Source organism: Sporosarcina sp. SAFN-010 (assembly GCF_059415065.1).
The window spans coordinates 1-15,850 of sequence record NZ_JBPFDS010000002.1 but is presented as its reverse complement, the minus strand read 5'-3'; the positions used below and the strand labels follow the sequence as shown (position 1 = coordinate 15,850).

The 15,850-nt window shown below is 42.3% G+C and carries 13 protein-coding genes; 11 read left to right on the top strand and 2 right to left on the bottom strand.

Annotation, left to right across the window (positions count from 1 at the left end; genetic code table 11):
• Positions 1–65: 65 nt before the first annotated feature.
• Genes ACR65F_RS03055 through ehuA form a run of 3 tightly spaced genes read left to right on the top strand, consistent with a single transcriptional unit; the run spans position 66 to position 2,235 of the window.
• Positions 66–734 (top strand): amino acid ABC transporter permease, encoded by a 669-nt coding sequence (locus tag ACR65F_RS03055; RefSeq protein WP_440503229.1) that lies wholly within the window; start codon positions 66–68, stop codon positions 732–734.
• A complete protein-coding gene (ehuD, locus tag ACR65F_RS03050; RefSeq protein WP_440503228.1) occupies positions 731–1,417 on the top strand; it encodes an ectoine/hydroxyectoine ABC transporter permease subunit EhuD in 687 nt (228 codons plus the stop codon). Before ACR65F_RS03055 ends, ehuD begins: the two co-directional genes overlap by 4 nt.
• Before the next feature lie 41 nt (positions 1,418–1,458).
• Entirely contained in the window at positions 1,459–2,235 is a 777-nt protein-coding gene (gene ehuA, locus ACR65F_RS03045; RefSeq protein WP_440503227.1) for an ectoine/hydroxyectoine ABC transporter ATP-binding protein EhuA, read from the top strand.
• A gap of 121 nt (positions 2,236–2,356) precedes the next feature.
• On the opposite strand, the gene ACR65F_RS03040 is transcribed toward ehuA, so the two are convergent.
• Positions 2,357–2,809 (bottom strand): hypothetical protein, encoded by a 453-nt coding sequence (locus ACR65F_RS03040; RefSeq protein WP_440503226.1) that lies wholly within the window; start codon positions 2,807–2,809, stop codon positions 2,357–2,359.
• Between ACR65F_RS03040 and ACR65F_RS03035 the strand changes: the two genes are divergently transcribed.
• From ACR65F_RS03035 to ACR65F_RS03020, 4 genes are all read left to right on the top strand, one after another.
• The gene (locus tag ACR65F_RS03035; protein ID WP_440503225.1) at positions 2,799–3,005 is read left to right on the top strand and encodes a hypothetical protein; all 207 of its coding nucleotides are present in this window, start codon (positions 2,799–2,801) and stop codon (positions 3,003–3,005) included. The two genes, ACR65F_RS03040 and ACR65F_RS03035, sit on opposite strands and share 11 nt — an antisense overlap.
• 67 nt (positions 3,006–3,072) lie before the next feature.
• Positions 3,073–4,329 carry an amidohydrolase gene (locus ACR65F_RS03030; RefSeq protein ID WP_440503224.1) on the top strand — a complete coding sequence of 419 codons (1,257 nt, stop codon included), beginning with the start codon at positions 3,073–3,075 and terminating at the stop codon, positions 4,327–4,329.
• Positions 4,322–5,548: an amidohydrolase gene (locus ACR65F_RS03025; protein WP_440503223.1), complete on the top strand. Its 1,227-nt coding sequence runs from the start codon at positions 4,322–4,324 to the stop codon at positions 5,546–5,548. Before ACR65F_RS03030 ends, ACR65F_RS03025 begins: the two co-directional genes overlap by 8 nt.
• A 54-nt stretch (positions 5,549–5,602) precedes the next feature.
• Positions 5,603–6,502, top strand: coding sequence for a DMT family transporter (locus ACR65F_RS03020; protein ID WP_440503222.1), 900 nt, complete (start codon positions 5,603–5,605; stop codon positions 6,500–6,502).
• A gap of 745 nt (positions 6,503–7,247) precedes the next feature.
• Here ACR65F_RS03020 and ACR65F_RS03015 read toward each other — a convergent pair.
• Positions 7,248–7,475 carry a hypothetical protein gene (locus ACR65F_RS03015; RefSeq protein WP_440503221.1) on the bottom strand — a complete coding sequence of 76 codons (228 nt, stop codon included), beginning with the start codon at positions 7,473–7,475 and terminating at the stop codon, positions 7,248–7,250.
• 384 nt (positions 7,476–7,859) lie between these two features.
• Between ACR65F_RS03015 and ACR65F_RS03010 the strand changes: the two genes are divergently transcribed.
• The 4 genes from ACR65F_RS03010 (at position 7,860) to ACR65F_RS02995 (ending at position 15,739) form a co-directional block, all read left to right on the top strand.
• Positions 7,860–8,951 (top strand): CotH kinase family protein, encoded by a 1,092-nt coding sequence (locus tag ACR65F_RS03010; protein ID WP_440503220.1) that lies wholly within the window; start codon positions 7,860–7,862, stop codon positions 8,949–8,951.
• A gap of 866 nt (positions 8,952–9,817) precedes the next feature.
• Entirely contained in the window at positions 9,818–11,347 is a 1,530-nt protein-coding gene (locus ACR65F_RS03005) for a Na+/H+ antiporter NhaC family protein (RefSeq protein ID WP_440503219.1), read from the top strand.
• 197 nt (positions 11,348–11,544) lie between these two features.
• Positions 11,545–13,233, top strand: a complete 1,689-nt coding sequence (locus ACR65F_RS03000) for a methyl-accepting chemotaxis protein (protein WP_440503218.1) — start codon at positions 11,545–11,547, stop codon at positions 13,231–13,233.
• An 811-nt stretch (positions 13,234–14,044) separates the two neighbouring features.
• Entirely contained in the window at positions 14,045–15,739 is a 1,695-nt protein-coding gene (locus tag ACR65F_RS02995) for a methyl-accepting chemotaxis protein (protein ID WP_440503217.1), read from the top strand.
• The last annotated feature ends 111 nt before the right edge of the window (positions 15,740–15,850 follow it).

Below are 15,850 nucleotides of genomic sequence, written 5' to 3'. Positions count from 1 at the left end.
GACCCTTTTCTTGGTTCTTCAACTTGTAAACTAGTAAAGATTATTAAATCGTACACAATGGAGTGGTGTTTGTGGGTTCTTTACCCGATATATTTTCTACCCTCGTGCAGGGCTTAAAAGTGACACTGCTGGTGCTCGTACTCTCGATTATCTGTAGTACGATTATTGCACTTGTCGCAGGCCTGTCGCGCGTTTCAACGAATCGGTTAGTTACAGGGGTGACCGGTTTCTATGTTGAAATTTTTAGAGGAACGTCGTTGATCGTACAATTATTTTGGTTTTCCTATGCACTCCCAGGTCTATTTAATATCCATCTGGGAAGTGACATTTGGGTCGCGGTGCTCGCGATTTCATTAAACTACGGAGCATATATGTCTGAAATTGTCAGGGGATCGATTCAAGCAGTTCCGGCAGGTCAGACAGAAGCTTCGGTTGCACTGAACTTAACCAAATTTCAGCGCATGCGCCACATCATTATCCCTCAAGCAATTCGGATGATGCTCCCGGAATACGGCAACTACTTGATTCAAATATTGAAGGCGACTTCACTCGTTTCTTTGATTGGATTAACGGATTTGCTGTACTACGGAAATATTTACCGAAGCACACATTTATCGGATTCCCCGACAGTCTATTTGCTTCTCCTCGTGATGTACTTCGTGATTGCGTTGCCTCTCATTGCATTCACTAAAAAAATGGAGAGTATGTCGAAGAAAGGGGTGGCTCTCGGATGAATTGGAGTTGGACCGTATTTTTTGAGACCATTCCGCTTATTGCAAAAGGGCTTTGGATTACAGTGGGCTTAACGTTAGCTTGTTATTTGTTTGCAGCGATTTTCGGATTCTTCTGGGTGTTCATGAGTCGCATTCCATCGAAGATTGTGCGGGGTATTTTTGGCTGGATCGCAGAATTCATCCGATCGACGCCGCCGCTTGTCCAATTGTTTTTCATATTCTACGCGTGGCCAGTAATCCCGGTCGTCGGCGTTTCACTTAATCCGTTCGTTGCAGCGATTTTAGGACTCGGAATTCATTTCAGCACGTACATGTCTGAAGTGTACCGATCCGGAATCGAATCTGTGGATAAAGGACAATGGGAAGCGTCCACTGCACTGAATTTATCTACAAGACAAAAGTGGACAAAAATTATTCTTCCTCAAGCAATTCCCCCAACAATCCCGATGCTTGGGAATTATTTAATTATCATGTTTAAAGAAGTTCCACTAGCGTCAACGATCGGTGTTGTAGCTATGCTGCACATTGCCAATGACTATGGATCACAATATTACAAGTTCGTGGAGCCGCTAACGGTCGTAGCGTTGTTCTTCCTGTTGTTGAGTTATCCTTCAGCGATATTGATCAGCAAATTAGAGAAGAAATATAATCGTAAGTTTGATAAAAAAGCAGTGACTTCTTAAGCGAATGAGAGCCAATATGTTTTTAATAAAGGAGATTTCTAATGGATGAACCAATAGTGAAATATACAGATGTCCATAAATCATTTGGGGATATCGAAGTGCTGAAAGGAATAGACTTGGACATTCAGCCTGCGGAAAAAGTGGCGTTGATTGGACCAAGTGGTTCCGGAAAAACGACGATTATCCGAATGCTTATGACGCTCGAAGAACCAACGATGGGCGTGATCGATGTAGGTGGAAGAAACCTTTGGCAAATGGAGAAAAAAGGTGAGTGGGTGAGAGCGGATGATTCTCACTTGCACTCTATACGTGGGGATATTGGAATGGTATTTCAACATTTCAACCTGTTCCCCCACATGACCATACTGGAGAATTGTATGCTAGCGCCGGTCCTTGTGAAAAATGAAAGTATGAAAGAAGTGAAAGCGACGGCTGTCGAAATGCTGGAGAAGGTTGGTTTGGGAGATAAAATCGATCTGTATCCTGCTCAACTTTCAGGTGGCCAAAAGCAACGTGTTGCTATGGCGCGGGCACTCATGATGCGACCGAAAGTCATGTTGTTTGATGAAGTGACGTCTGCTCTTGACCCTGAGCTTGTCGGTGAAGTGCTTGAAGTCATCCGTGATCTCGCGAAAGAAGGCGAAATGGCGATGATTCTCGTCACGCACGAAATGGATTTCGCACTCGATATCGCTGACCGCGTCGTCTTTTTGAACGACGGTGTGATTGAGGAAGAGGGACATCCTGAAGACATTTTAGTGAACCCGAAAAGTGAGCGGCTGCAAGATTTCTTAAGTCGCTTTACGGTGAATCGATAATATTATATAGAAGAGACCTGTTTCGCATGGGCGAGATGGGTCTTTTTTGCGTTGTCGATCACTTATGATGATTTCTTCATCACACAAGGGGACTTTGCCATCACTAGTAAGGTTTTCTCCATCACATCTCCAGATTTCTCCGACGCTCAGCGAGGTTTCTCGATATCGAGACATAATTTAACCGATTTAAGGGATTAATTGGTAGCGCTACGCTTGATTTTAATGACATAATGTCTGCAGAAAAGAGAATCGGCAAGATGATAGCGGTTATCGGCAGTTTCGGGAGAAGAATCGGAACTATGACGAGTGGAATCGGCATTATCAAGTAAAGAATCGGCAAGATAGGGGAATTAATCGGCAACGAGACACAATTCAACAGATGTAAGGGATTAATTGGTAGCGCTTCGCTTGATTTTAATGACATAATGCCTGCTGAAAAGAGAATCGGCAAAATGACAGCGGTTATCGGCAGTTTCGGGAGAAGAATCGGAACTATGAGGAGTGGGATTTTCTTAACGAGCTCGAATAATAGCGAGTACGTTTCTGCAAAGGATTGATCGTAAATGACAATCACCAGCACTCCAACAAGAGCTAGTGAACCAAGTAAGCGTGAAGAAATTTATAAAGAAGCGATGCAACAAGAGATGGACGATGCGGTTTATATTCCAATCCGAAACTATGAGCATCTTGCTGTGTACAATAACGATGTGAAGGATTTCTGGTTGAGTCCATCGAATTATCTAATAATCAATGAAACAACGGTTAAGTAATCGTTGAAGTTAAAGAGTAAGGGCGATAATCACGTCCTTACTCTATCCTTTTGAAGGAGTGATGGTATTGACGACTTTGTTATTGAAAAATGTAACGTTGGAAACTGGATTCCGTTACGAAGGGGAACGAGTAGTTGCAACAAATACGACCGTATGTGATGTGTTTGTGAAAGATGGAAAAGTTGAAAAGATCGGTGAATCACTGACAGATACATCAGATACAGTTATTGATGCTGGAGAAAACTTACTCATGCCTTCGATGCGAGAAATGCATATCCATGTGGATAAAACCTACTTTAGCGGTCCTTGGAAAGCATGCATTCCAATCACAAATGGCATTGTTACTCGTATAGAAGAGGAAGAAAAACTCTTGCCACAACAGTTGCCAGTTGCGTTGCAACGTGCAGAGAAAATGATTGAATGGTTGTTGTCTCAAGGTCATACCCATATTCGATCGCATTGTAATGTTGATCCGCAAATCGGAACAAACCATATTGAAATTACGTTAGAAGCGTTTGCGAAATTCGAAGGCATGTTAACGTATGACATTGTAGCTTTCCCGCAACACGGCTTATTACGTTCAAATTCTCAAGCCTTAATGAGGGAAGCGATGCGTAAAGGAGCAACACTAGTGGGGGGAGTAGATCCAGCAACGATTGATAGAGATATTGAGCGTTCACTCGCAACGACGATGGACATTGCGACGGAATCTGGTAAAGGATTGGATATACATATCCATGACGGCGACTCTCTCGGGGCGTTTGAATTTAAAAAACTAGCTGAACTTGCGACACAAGCAGGGAAGGAAGGGCAAACTACAATTAGCCATGCAATTGCACTTGGCGATTTAGAGGGTGCTGAACTGGATAATATGACAGCGATTTTAAGGGAAGCTCAAATCGACGTCACGACGACAATCCCTACGAACCGTAAAACAATTCCTGTCCAGTATTTACAGAAGAACGGTGTCAATGTATCGCTAGGACATGATAGTTTAACAGACCACTGGTCCCCTTATGGAACCGGCGATACCATTGAAAAGTTATCCATTCTGGCAGAACGCTTCCGATTCATGGATGAATATTCGTTGAATCGTTCGTGGCAATATGCGACAGCTGGAATCATGCCTCTCGACGATGATGGGAATGCAGTCTGGCCTAAGGTTGGAGACGATGCGAACTTCCTGCTGATCGATGCAGTTTGTTCGGCTCAAGCAGTAGCGCGTCGTAAACCAATTACACGAGTCATTTTCCAAGGGAAAGTGGTATCTGAAAATGGCAACGTAAAGAACAGTGTTCAGATAGGGGGCGTTCGACGTGACTGAAACAACGTGGCTTGTAAATGTTAAGTTGGAGACGGGTAACCGATTGATGGATAACGGGGTAGTTGAAACCGAGACTGCGTTGCATACATTGAAAGTTGTGGATGGTGTGATTGAAGAAATCCATGATGCTAATAGTCTTGTCAGTATGGATGGCAAACAGATTGATATGAAGGGCAAACTGGCAGTGCCACCGTTAAAAGAAATGCACAATCATTTGGATAAGACCTATATGACTTTAGACTGGAAAGCAGTTACTCCAGTTGCAAATTTGAAAGAGCGGTTGCAACATGAAGCGGCGGAGCTTAAAGAATTGGCGGGTTCAACGGAGACGCGGGCAAAGAAAATGATCGAAACACTTCTTGGATATGGAGTTACACATATCCGTACGCATGTGAATGTTGATCCGTATATCGGGTTGAAAAACTTAGAAGGTGTGAAAGCAGCGCTCCAGGCATTCGAAGGCATCGTGACTCACGAAATCGTGGCATTTCCTCAACACGGATTGCTTCGGGATGAAGTCCCCGCGTTAGTGCGTGAAGCAATGAGAAGTGGAGCGACAATCGTAGGTGGACTCGATCCTGCTGGAATTGACCAGTCCATTGAACGCTCGCTTCACGAGGTGATGGACATTGCGACTGAATTTGACGCAGACGTTGACATCCATTTACATGATGGAGGAATGGTTGGTTATTACACTTCGGACAAGTGGATAGATATCGTGGAGGATGCAGGGTATCGAGGTCGAACCGCGTTGAGCCATTCGTTTTGTTTAGGAGATGTCGCTGTGGGGCAACAGTTGAAGATTGCAGAACGTCTCGCTTCACAGGATGTTTCCATTATGTCCACGGTGCCAATCAATCTAAATAGAACGTTGCCACCGATTGAATTGTTAGATGCAGCTGGTGTGCGAGTTCAATTCGGATGCGATGGATTCTATGATTCATGGAGCCCGTATGGAACAGGAGACGTGCTAGAAAAAGTGACACGTTTCGGAGAACTCTCACGTAAAATTGAAGAAAAATCATTGCGCCAATCGCTACGATTTGCAACGAATGGTGTGACTCCGTTAAATGCAGATGGTGAACGCGTGTGGCCGTTAGTGAAAGATAAAGCTGACTTTGTATTCTTTGATGCGGCGTCAACAGCTGAAGTGGTAGCAAGGAAACCGGTCGACCGCTGTGTGATGGTGAAAGGTAAAATTGTAAATCTAGCAGTGTAATTAGTAAGGGATGGCTGAGTATAGCCATCCCTTTTTAGATAGTAGGTGAAACTATTGGAACGCAGTCAAATGAAGATGTATCTGATCGGATTGTTTTGTGTTACTGCGTGGGGGAGTAACTTTGTTTTTGGGTCAATTTTAGTGAAGCAGTTTAATCCGGGAATCATTGCCATCATCCGTTTAATGTTCATATTGATGTTTCTATATACGGTGACTCGGCGGCAAGTTCGTGGTATTCGAATTGACAAAAGAGGTTGGCTGTTACTCACAGTGGGCGGAATAATCGGTGTTTCGTTTAATCAGTGGAGCTTTTATGCAAGTTTGCAGTACACGGATCCGGTGACAGCATCACTGATTCTAGCGCTCTCTCCGATCGTGACGGTATCACTTTCCGTTTATTATTTCAAAGAGAAGAGACGACTAATATTTTGGGGCGGTGCACTGATAGGGCTTTGCGGAGTATGGCTTGTCATTACCCAGGGAACTTGGTTTGTCCCTTCCATTGGGCGCGGCGAGCTGCTGATTGCAGGAACGATGTTGTCGTTTTCTGTATTTCTACTTCTCGTTCAGCATATGTCAAAAACAATGAGCGTCAGAGTGATTACTTGGTACACGAATCTCATTGGCATGATAGGCTTGTTGCCGTTTGTTTCCTGGAAGGCGATTCCGTCAACTATGCAAGTTGATTGGACTTACTGGGTATTGCTTATTGTCACGGCTATCGTGATGCATGGATTGTGTACATACTTGTGGAATGGAGTCATCCGTGAAGCAGGTGCATCGAACATTTCCTTGTTACTAAACTTGGAGCCATTCATCGCGATGATTTTTAGCTATGTGATCTTGCACGATGTCATTAGCTTGCCACAGCTAGTTGGTGGATTCATCATCATAACAGGAATTACCGTGTCGCTGCGGACCCAACAAGTTCGGACGGTTCAGGAGAGGAGTTAGATTACGGAACTGCGGGGAGTGAGTTTTGATTTATGCATGCTAGTTAGAGTTAGATAGACTTATTTCGCATTGGCGAGATAGGTCTTTTTTGTGTTGTCGGTCACTTATGATGATTTCTTCATCACAAATGGGGCTTTACCAATCACGCGTGAGGTTTTCTTCATCATATCTCTAGATTTCTCCGACACTCAGCGAAGTTTCTCGATAACGGGACACAATTCAACTGGTGTGAGGAACGGGGGCTGCGTACAGAGTTTCGAAGAAGAACAGGAACTCTAGGGCATCGAAGTTGTAGATCAGTAAGAGAATGGGCAACACGAACAAAAACAGTCCAGAGAATTGATAGGAATAAAGGTTTAATCTTCTTACCGAGGTCGAATAGTAGCGAGGACATGGTTGGTCGCAAATGACAATCATCAGCTAAAATATGTTATGTCCTTCTATTTATTAATATTTTTTCGAATGATGTCTCGATGAAGTAATAACTTATTGCCTTTTGAAAATGCAAACACACCAGGACAAATCAGAAGAAATCTGCCTTGGTCGACCCATCTTTTTTATTTCTACTTTGTGTTTTGACAGGTATAACCCGAATAAAAGTTAACTAGTAAGAACTAGTTAACTTTATTATACGGATGCACCGAACAGTTCATTAAAGAACGTAAAGTGACATACTCTTCTGTAAGAGGAAAATTACCTCGTAGTGTTTTAAAATAAGAAGTTATTCCAATTAAATGGATTCCTTCTACAGCAACGTCGCTGGTTCCGCGAAGAGCAACGATTTCTGCTCGTACGTCGTTGGTTCCGTGAAGAGCAACGATTTCTGCTTGTACGTCGTTGGTTCCGCGAAGAGCAACGATTTCTGCTCGTACGTCGTTGGTTCCGCGAAGAGCAACGATTTCTGCTTGTGCGTCGTTGGTTTCGCGAAGAGCAACGATTTCTGCTTGTGCGTCGTTGGTTTCGCGAAGAGCAACGATTCCTGCTCGTGCGTCGTTGGTTCCGCGAAGAGCGTCGTTTCCTGCTCGTACGCCGTTCGTTGCTAAAAGGATCCTGGTGCATGAAGTTATTTAAACCGTTGTTGTTAGCCCGTTGGACTGCATTCTGAATATCGTCAAAAGCAAATTGTGACATACTCATACCTCCTTTCATCTTTATTAGAAAAAGAGGGGATGGGTATTCCTTTTTCAACCCATGCTACACCAAATTCCGTTCCCCTAATGTAAGATATGAGGTTGTACTAAAAATGTTAGGGACAATCGTATACTCTTCGAAAATAAAATAAAATTCCGAATCCCTTTGTGGCATCATTCAATTTAATTTCATATGAATAATATAAAATTGAAAGGAAAGAAATCGTGTGGATAACAACATAAAAATACCTGAATATCATCTTTTTATTCATCCTTTAGATTTAAGTGAACTTCAGAAAGATATTTGGTGTGACGATCCTGTCCCTGCGAAGCTAACGATTAACAAGAAAAAGTATGATATTGACGTCGCTTATCGTGGCTCCCATATCCGGGATTTACGAAAGAAGTCGTATCAAATTTCATTTTATAAACCTAGTACGTATAGAAAAGCCAAAGAAATTCATATCAATGCGGAATACAAAGATCCTTCTTTACTAAGAAATAAATTATCACTCGATTTTTTTAATGAAATAGGGTGCTTATCGCCAAAGTCCCGATTTGTAAATATGAAATTGAATGGAAAAAATGAGGGGCTTTATTTGGAATTAGAATCAGTTGATGAGCATTTCCTTGCGAATCGACAACTACCGAAAGGACCAATATTCTATGCGGTTGACGGTGATGCTAACTTTTCGTTAATGAGTGATCTTGATAAAGAAGTAAAGAAATCACTTAAGTTTGGCTATGAACAAAAATATGGGACAGAACAAGATGAATTTCATTTACAAGAAATGATTATTGAAATTAATACGATTTCAAAAACTGATTTTGAAAATGAAATTGTGAAATACCTCAATGTTGATCAGTATCTACGCTGGTTGGCTGGTGTTATTTTCACTCAAAATTTCGATGGTTTTGTTCATAATTACGCTCTATACCAGAATAGCGAAACAAAGCTATTCGAAATCATCCCGTGGGATTACGATGCAACATGGGGAAGGGATGTAAATGGGAAAGTGATGGAGGAAGACTATTTACGAATCGAAGGATTTAATACGCTTACCGCTAGGATTCTCGACGTAAAAACATTTCGACATCAATACAAAGACTTGCTAGAAGTTATTTTAAACAACCAATTTAATGTAGAATATTTGAAGCCGAAAATACAAGATATGTATGATTTGATAAGGCCATATATTCAAAAAGATCCTTATAAAAAAGAAGATGTACAACTATTTGATAAGGAACCGGAATATATATTGGATTTCATTGAAGCACGGGCAAAATTTATAAGAGGGAAGTTAAACACATTAGAATAAGTTGCTGCATCATCTTACGCCGTCCTTACCAAATGGTAAGGACGGCGTGTCTGATTAGAACAAGCACATGGGCGTATATGATTTGTTCTTTTCATTGGGTCCGGAGAGTGGCTGATTACAGGTACGATGTTGTCGTTTTCTGTATTTCTACTTCTCGTTCAGCATATTTCAAAAACAATGAGGCTCGGTGTAATCACTTGGTACACGAATCTTATCGGTATTGCCTATTATCACGGCTATCGTGATGCAGGGATTGTGTACATACTTTTGGAATGGAGTCATTCGAGAAGCGGGTGCATCTTCACATTGGCGAGATGGGTCTTTTTTGTGTTGTTGATCACTTATGATGATTTGTTCATCACACAAGAGCTTTTGCCAATCATGTGTAAGGTTTTCTCTATCACATCTCTAGATTTCTCCGACACTCAGCGAAGTTTCTCGATAACGGGACACAATTCAACTGGTATAAGGGATTAATTGGTAGCGCTACGCTTGATTCTAGTGGGAAAATGCATGGTAAAAGGGGAATCGGAAAGATGACAGCGCTTATCGGTAGTTTTGGGGGAAGAATCGGAACTATGAGGAGTGGAATCGGCAATTTCAAGCGAAGAATCGGCAACATTGGGGAATTAATCGGCAACGAGGCACAATTCACCTGCATAAAGGGATTAATTGGGTGCGCTTCGCTTGAATTTAGAGGGCTATTGAAGGCTTTAGTGGGATCAGCTTTATGATTGGGATAAGAACCTGCTCCGCGGAGAATCTTCTACCCTCCAAGCAATATTAAAAAAATCCATTGCTTGGATATACGCAGTTGTGTATAATAATACATTATTATGTATAGGCAGACGAATGGAGATGAATGCATGGAGCATATGGGGCTGGTTTCGTTAGTCCCGCCTTTAGTGGCGGTAGTGTTGGCGATTGTGAGTAAAAATGTAATCATCGCTTTATTTTCTGGAGTTTTTGCGGGGGTACTTTTGTTAGTGGGTGGGAATCCATTGACGGCGACAACAGGCGTGATTGGGGATTATCTATTTCCTCAACTGACTGACAGTTATAATGCTGCGGTGCTGATCCTACTATTTTTCATCGGTGGATTTGTTGCGCTGATGGAAAAATCGGGCGGTGGTGCAGCGCTTGCCGCGGCTTCAGTAAAGTACATAAAGACACGTGCTCAAGCGCAAGTGTCAGCTTGGCTCGGAGGGATTTTGATCTTTTTCTCAGATTTAGGAACTCCGTTAATTGTGGGACCTGTTTTTGAGAAGATTTTTGATAAGCTTAAGATTTCTCGGGAAAAACTCGCATGGATTATCGATTCAACGGCATCTCCGGTCGCTGTCCTCATCCCGTTTATAGGTTGGGGGGTCTATATCATGGGGCTCATTCGTGCTGAGTTCGATAAGATTGGAATTTCTGATTCGGAATACAGTACGCTCGTCCATGTAATCCCTTTTCAATTTTATGCGTTGTTGACGGTAATTCTCGTTCCACTTATTGCTTTTTCAAAGCTAGATTTTGGACCGATGGCAAATGCTGAAAACCGTGTTCGTCAAACAGGGAAGTTGTATTGGCCAGAGTCTAAACCGCTTAGGAAGGCTGAAGAACTCAAAGAGTATACGACTGGGAGTAAAACGATACTGATTTGGCTACCACTCACTGTATTGTTTATTACCTTATTTGGACTATTAATCTCAAAAGGTTTCCCTATGAAACCGGTCCCGGGTGGAGATTTCCGGGTAGCGTTGAGTACTGCTTATTTGTTTGCAGCAGTGACGATTATTATTCTAATGCTCATTTATAAGGTGAAGAAGTTCAATGAAATCTTCGATATTTATACTACAGGTATGCAGAAGATGGTCTACGTGGCAGCGACGCTTATTCTTGCATGGTCGCTTGGGAAAGTGATTGAAGAGATGGGGACAGCGGCATTTATTGTAGAGATTATGCAAGGCAATGTACCTGCGTTTATCATCCCGGCAATCCTTTTTGTTGTAGGTGCCGTTATGGCACTGGCTTCCGGGACGTCGTGGGGGACATTCGCAATTATGTTGCCAATCGCAATTCCGATGGCAGTAGCGCTCGATGCACATATGCTCGTTTGTATTGGTGCCGTATTGTCAGGAGGAATTTTCGGGGATCATTGTTCTCCGATTTCCGATACGACGATTTTGTCTTCAACAGGTGCTGGGGCGGATCACATCGATCACGTAAAGACGCAGATTCCTTATGCGATGTTGAATGCAACGATTGCACTGATTTCTTTCATTATCGCTGGAATTACAGGTAGTACATGGACGCTCATCTTTACTGGCGGTGTACTGGTGGTGGCGGTATGGATTTTATCGAAAAGGAATAAAATAAAGGAAGTCCGAGCGCAAACACAGATTTCCTGAATAGAAACAGCCTACTCAATCAACACAGCGAGTAGGCTGTTTTTTTAATATAAACGTCCTATTTTAATTCATGGGTATATTTTTATAATTATGGTGACTTTAGAAGTCTTTAAGACTATAATTGTTGATTGGGATGAATTGTAAGTGCATGCGTCTATTGTACTGTTACAAATTGTGAGAAGGGGATTGACATGATTATGAAGAAGAGAATGGGATTTAAAAGCATTAGATCACGCCTTTACTGGGCTTTTGGGATTGTTATGTTACTAGTGCTAGGATTAGGATTTTTCACCTTGAATTCGGTGCAACGAGTTAACGAGAAAACAAAGGACATTATTGAACACGACACTAAGTTAGTTGCTGCAGATTTAAAGCTCGCGAATGCGATGGCTGGTCGAATGTCTGCTGTACGAGCGTATATGTTATTCGGAGAAGAGCAATACAAAGAAGAATTCGAGTCATTAACGGAATATGCAACTAATCTTCAAGGAGAGACTGAGAAGTTAGGGGGGGATTTGGGAGATTTAGTAGATAAGACTACTACTTGGAATGAAAGATTATCAACAGATGTTATTGATATGTACGACCAAAACCGGAAAGAGCGGGCTATCAAGAACTTGGAGAGTTTATCTATAGAAGGTACTGAATTGATTGCTGAGTATCATAGAGTCGCGAATAAGCGAGAAAAACAAACGGTTAAACATGGTGATGAAATCATTTACAGTGGAAGAATGACGCTAAGATGGGTGCTAGCAGTCTCACTTCTGACATTGATAGTCAGTGGCTTATCTTCTGCTTTGACAACGCGCGTCATTACTAGACCGCTTATTCAAGTAAGAGATCGCATGAAATTGATGGCAGAAGGGGATTTAAGCCAGGAACCACTAGAGATTTTGTCGGCAGATGAAGCTGGACAGCTTGCAGTTGCGATGAATGAAATGAGTGATAATACACGTAATATGTTAAATCGGATTAGTGATGTGTCATCCTCTGTTTCTGCACATAGTGAAGAGTTGACTCAGTCATCCACTGAAGTGAATCAAGCATCTGCGCAAATCGCCGTGACAATGTCAGAATTGACTTCCGGAATTGAGAGTGAAGCAAATACGGCTACCGATTTGGCGATGGCGATGGAACGTTTTGTGGAACGTGTAGAAAGTGCGAATGAGCGGGGAGAAGCGATTCAAAAAGCTTCTGAAAACGTCATGGAACAGACTGAAAATGGATCGGCTTTAATGGAATCGTCCACTGAACAGATGCAGCGTATTGACGCAATCGTTCAAGAAGCCGTTACGAAGATTAAGGGGTTGGATAGTCAATCACAAGAGATTTCGAAGTTAGTCGTTGTCATTAAGGATATCGCGGATCAGACGAATCTATTGGCCTTGAATGCAGCTATTGAAGCAGCACGCGCTGGAGAGCATGGTAAAGGTTTTGCGGTTGTCGCAGAAGAAGTTCGGAAATTGGCTGAGCAAGTCGCAGTTTCTGTGACAGATATTACCGGTATTGTCGGGACGATTCAACAAGAGTCCAGTAGTGTTGCAGGCTCACTTGAGGCGGGATATGAGGAAGTGGAAAAGGGAACTGTGCAACTATTGACGACACGAGAAACATTTGCTGAGATAAGTAGTGCTGTCAACGAAATGGCTACGAATATCGGCGTTATTTCGGAGAACCTATCTGAAATTGCAGCAGGCAGTGAAGAGATGAGCGAGTCAGTAGAAGAAATCGCAGCAATTTCCGAGCAGTCGGCCGCCGGTGTTCAAGAAACAGCGGCTGCTTCAGAGCAGACGAGTAGCTCGATGGAAGAATTGGCGGGTAGTTCAGCACAACTTGCCGTGTTGGGGCAAGATTTAAATGAACTGGTCAATGAATTTAAGTTGTAAGAGAATTGATTTCACTCACTTGAATACTATTAAAGAAAGAGCAGCCTCTCTATATGTATGGAGTAGGCTGCTTTTTGGTTGATTCAAATTGGTCATAAGTTTATCGAACAATCGTAAGTCTTCTACTAGATACATTTTTAAATTGCTTGATGTTGCTTGCATTTTAGGAATTGGATGATGAATTCAATTCTGTGAAGTAGTGAAATGATGGGAAAAAGTTGCGTGGTCGTTGAGTAAATTCAGCGTCACGCTCCTTTGTGAATAAATTCTAGAGATAACAGTTATTTACTGAGGAGTTCAGCTAAGTAGAGGGAGTCCATAGCTGATCAGTTAAAAACTCTTGTAAAGTAACCGATAAATAAGGTGATATCAAACGGAACTGTTCGTATAGCTGGTTCAAATGGCACTGGTCAATTTTTGAAAAAGTGGGCAAACCCTTACTTGGATTGCGACTTATCAGGTATGGGAAGATCCGCGCCACTTTTTAAAAGGATGTCCATTTGAAGTTTAGAGCGGAATGTTACAATAATCATGCCTTTGAGTAGGTCATTGTGTTTATTTCGGGGTTTGTGAATCGAGAATATAAGATCATGTTTCATTTGTGATTTAATATTTTTGAACAAGGTATTTAGTATTGATTTATTGGGAGGTAAGCAAGATGGATGATATCCAAGGTTTGATTTAATGAGAAACATTAAAATTTCGTAAAAACGAGTGACCTTAGACCTTGTTCGGACTATAATGACGGATGGTATTGATTCATAAGAAATAAGATTGAATGATTCTTAGGAATCATGAGAGGGAGAGCGTTATGAAGAAAAGAGCGGGCTTTAAAAGCGTGAAAAGTAGATTGTTGACAACGTTTGGTGTAGTAGTGGTGCTAGTGATGGCTTTAGGGATTTATACAATTATTTCTGTCAATAAAGTTAATCAAAAGACCCAGGAGATTGTAGAGTTTGACACACAATTAATGGCGGTCGACCTAAAGCTGGCGAATACGATGGCGGGACGAATGTCTGCAGTACGGGCATACGTTCTTTTTGGTGATGAACAATATAAAGAAGAATTCTTCACTTTGACGGACGAGGGTATTGAATTGCAAGGGGAAGCTGAAAAATTAGGTGCTTCAGATGACTTTGGGGACTTGATTGATAAAATGATTACTTGGCGGAAGAAGTTAGCGTCAGATGTCATTGATGTGTATGACCAAAACCGTAAAGAGCGTGCAGCAAAAAATTTGGATGGTTTGTCTGCTGAAGGCACAGAATTGATTGCTGAGTATCATAGAATTGCAAATGAACGGGAAAAATTGACACAAAAACATGGGGAAGAGATTATTGCGAGTGGAAAACAGACACTTGTTTGGATTTCAATCGTGCTACTTCTAGTCCTCGTAATCAGTATTGGAGCAGCCTTGTTTACGGCACGTGTGATTACGGTTCCAATTAAGCGGGTAATGGAACGCATGCAACTGATTGCTGACGGCGATCTGAGCCATGAACCATTGGCTGTCACTTCTCGTGACGAAGTAGGCCAGCTTGCCGCTGCTACGAATGACATGAGTGGGCATACACGTGAAATGCTGAATAGCATCAATGATGTTTCTTCATCAGTTTCAGCCCATAGTGAGGAGCTGACTCAGTCATCGACGGAAGTGAATGCGGCGTCACAACAAATCGCAGTGACGATGCAAGAATTGACTTCAGGTATCGAAAGTGAAGCAAATACCGCAACTGATTTGGCGATGATGATGGAACGTTTTGTGGAACGGGTTGAGGATGCAAACCAAAAAGGTGAAGCTATCCAACAGACGTCTAAAAATGTTTTAGATCAGACTGAGAATGGTGCCAAATTGATGGAATCATCTACTGAACAGATGCAGCGGATTGACGCGATCGTCCAAGAGGCTGTTACGAAAATTAAAGGATTGGATGTCCAGTCTCAAGAGATTTCGAAGCTTGTCGTTGTGATTAAGGATATTGCTGATCAAACGAATCTGTTGGCATTGAATGCAGCGATTGAAGCAGCGCGCGCCGGAGAACACGGTAAAGGATTTGCCGTTGTTGCAGAAGAAGTGCGGAAACTGGCTGAACAAGTTGCTGTATCTGTGACAGATATTACCGGAATCGTCGGTACGATTCAGCAAGAATCTAGTAGCGTAGCAGGGTCGCTTGAGTCGGGTTATGAAGAAGTGGAAAAAGGGACTGCCCAACTTAAGACGACACGTGAAACGTTTGCTGAAATTAGTGGTGCTGTCAACAAGATGACTACTGATATAGGTATCATTTCTCAAAACCTTGAAGAAATTGCAGCTGGAAGCGAAGAGATGAGCGAGTTGGTTGAAGAAATCGCAGCTATTTCCGAGCAATCGGCTGCTGGCGTTCAAGAGACGGCAGCTGCTTCGCAACAAACGAGCAGTTCGATGGAAGAAGTGGCGGGCAGTTCTGCACAACTTGCGCAACTTGCCGAGAACTTGAATGGATTGGTACGAGAATTTAAGTTGTAAGGGAAAAAGTTTGGAGAAGAGCTCATCCGCTGGATGAACTGCTCCCTGTCAAGTAGACAGTGGAAATAATAAAAAATCGTTAAGCGGCTTGAGCTCTGAATTCTAAAGGGC

Bases quoted from the DNA above. Each gene is read 5' to 3' on its own strand.
- ACR65F_RS03005 (WP_440503219.1), top strand. From the start codon at position 9,818: ATGGAGCATATGGGGCTGGTTTCGTTAGTCCCGCCTTTAGTGGCGGTA.
- ACR65F_RS02995 (WP_440503217.1), top strand. From the start codon at position 14,045: ATGAAGAAAAGAGCGGGCTTTAAAAGCGTGAAAAGTAGATTGTTGACA.
- ACR65F_RS03000 (WP_440503218.1), top strand. From the start codon at position 11,545: ATGAAGAAGAGAATGGGATTTAAAAGCATTAGATCACGCCTTTACTGG.
- ehuD (WP_440503228.1), top strand. From the start codon at position 731: ATGAATTGGAGTTGGACCGTATTTTTTGAGACCATTCCGCTTATTGCA.
- ehuA (WP_440503227.1), top strand. From the start codon at position 1,459: ATGGATGAACCAATAGTGAAATATACAGATGTCCATAAATCATTTGGG.
- ACR65F_RS03035 (WP_440503225.1), top strand. From the start codon at position 2,799: ATGACAATCACCAGCACTCCAACAAGAGCTAGTGAACCAAGTAAGCGT.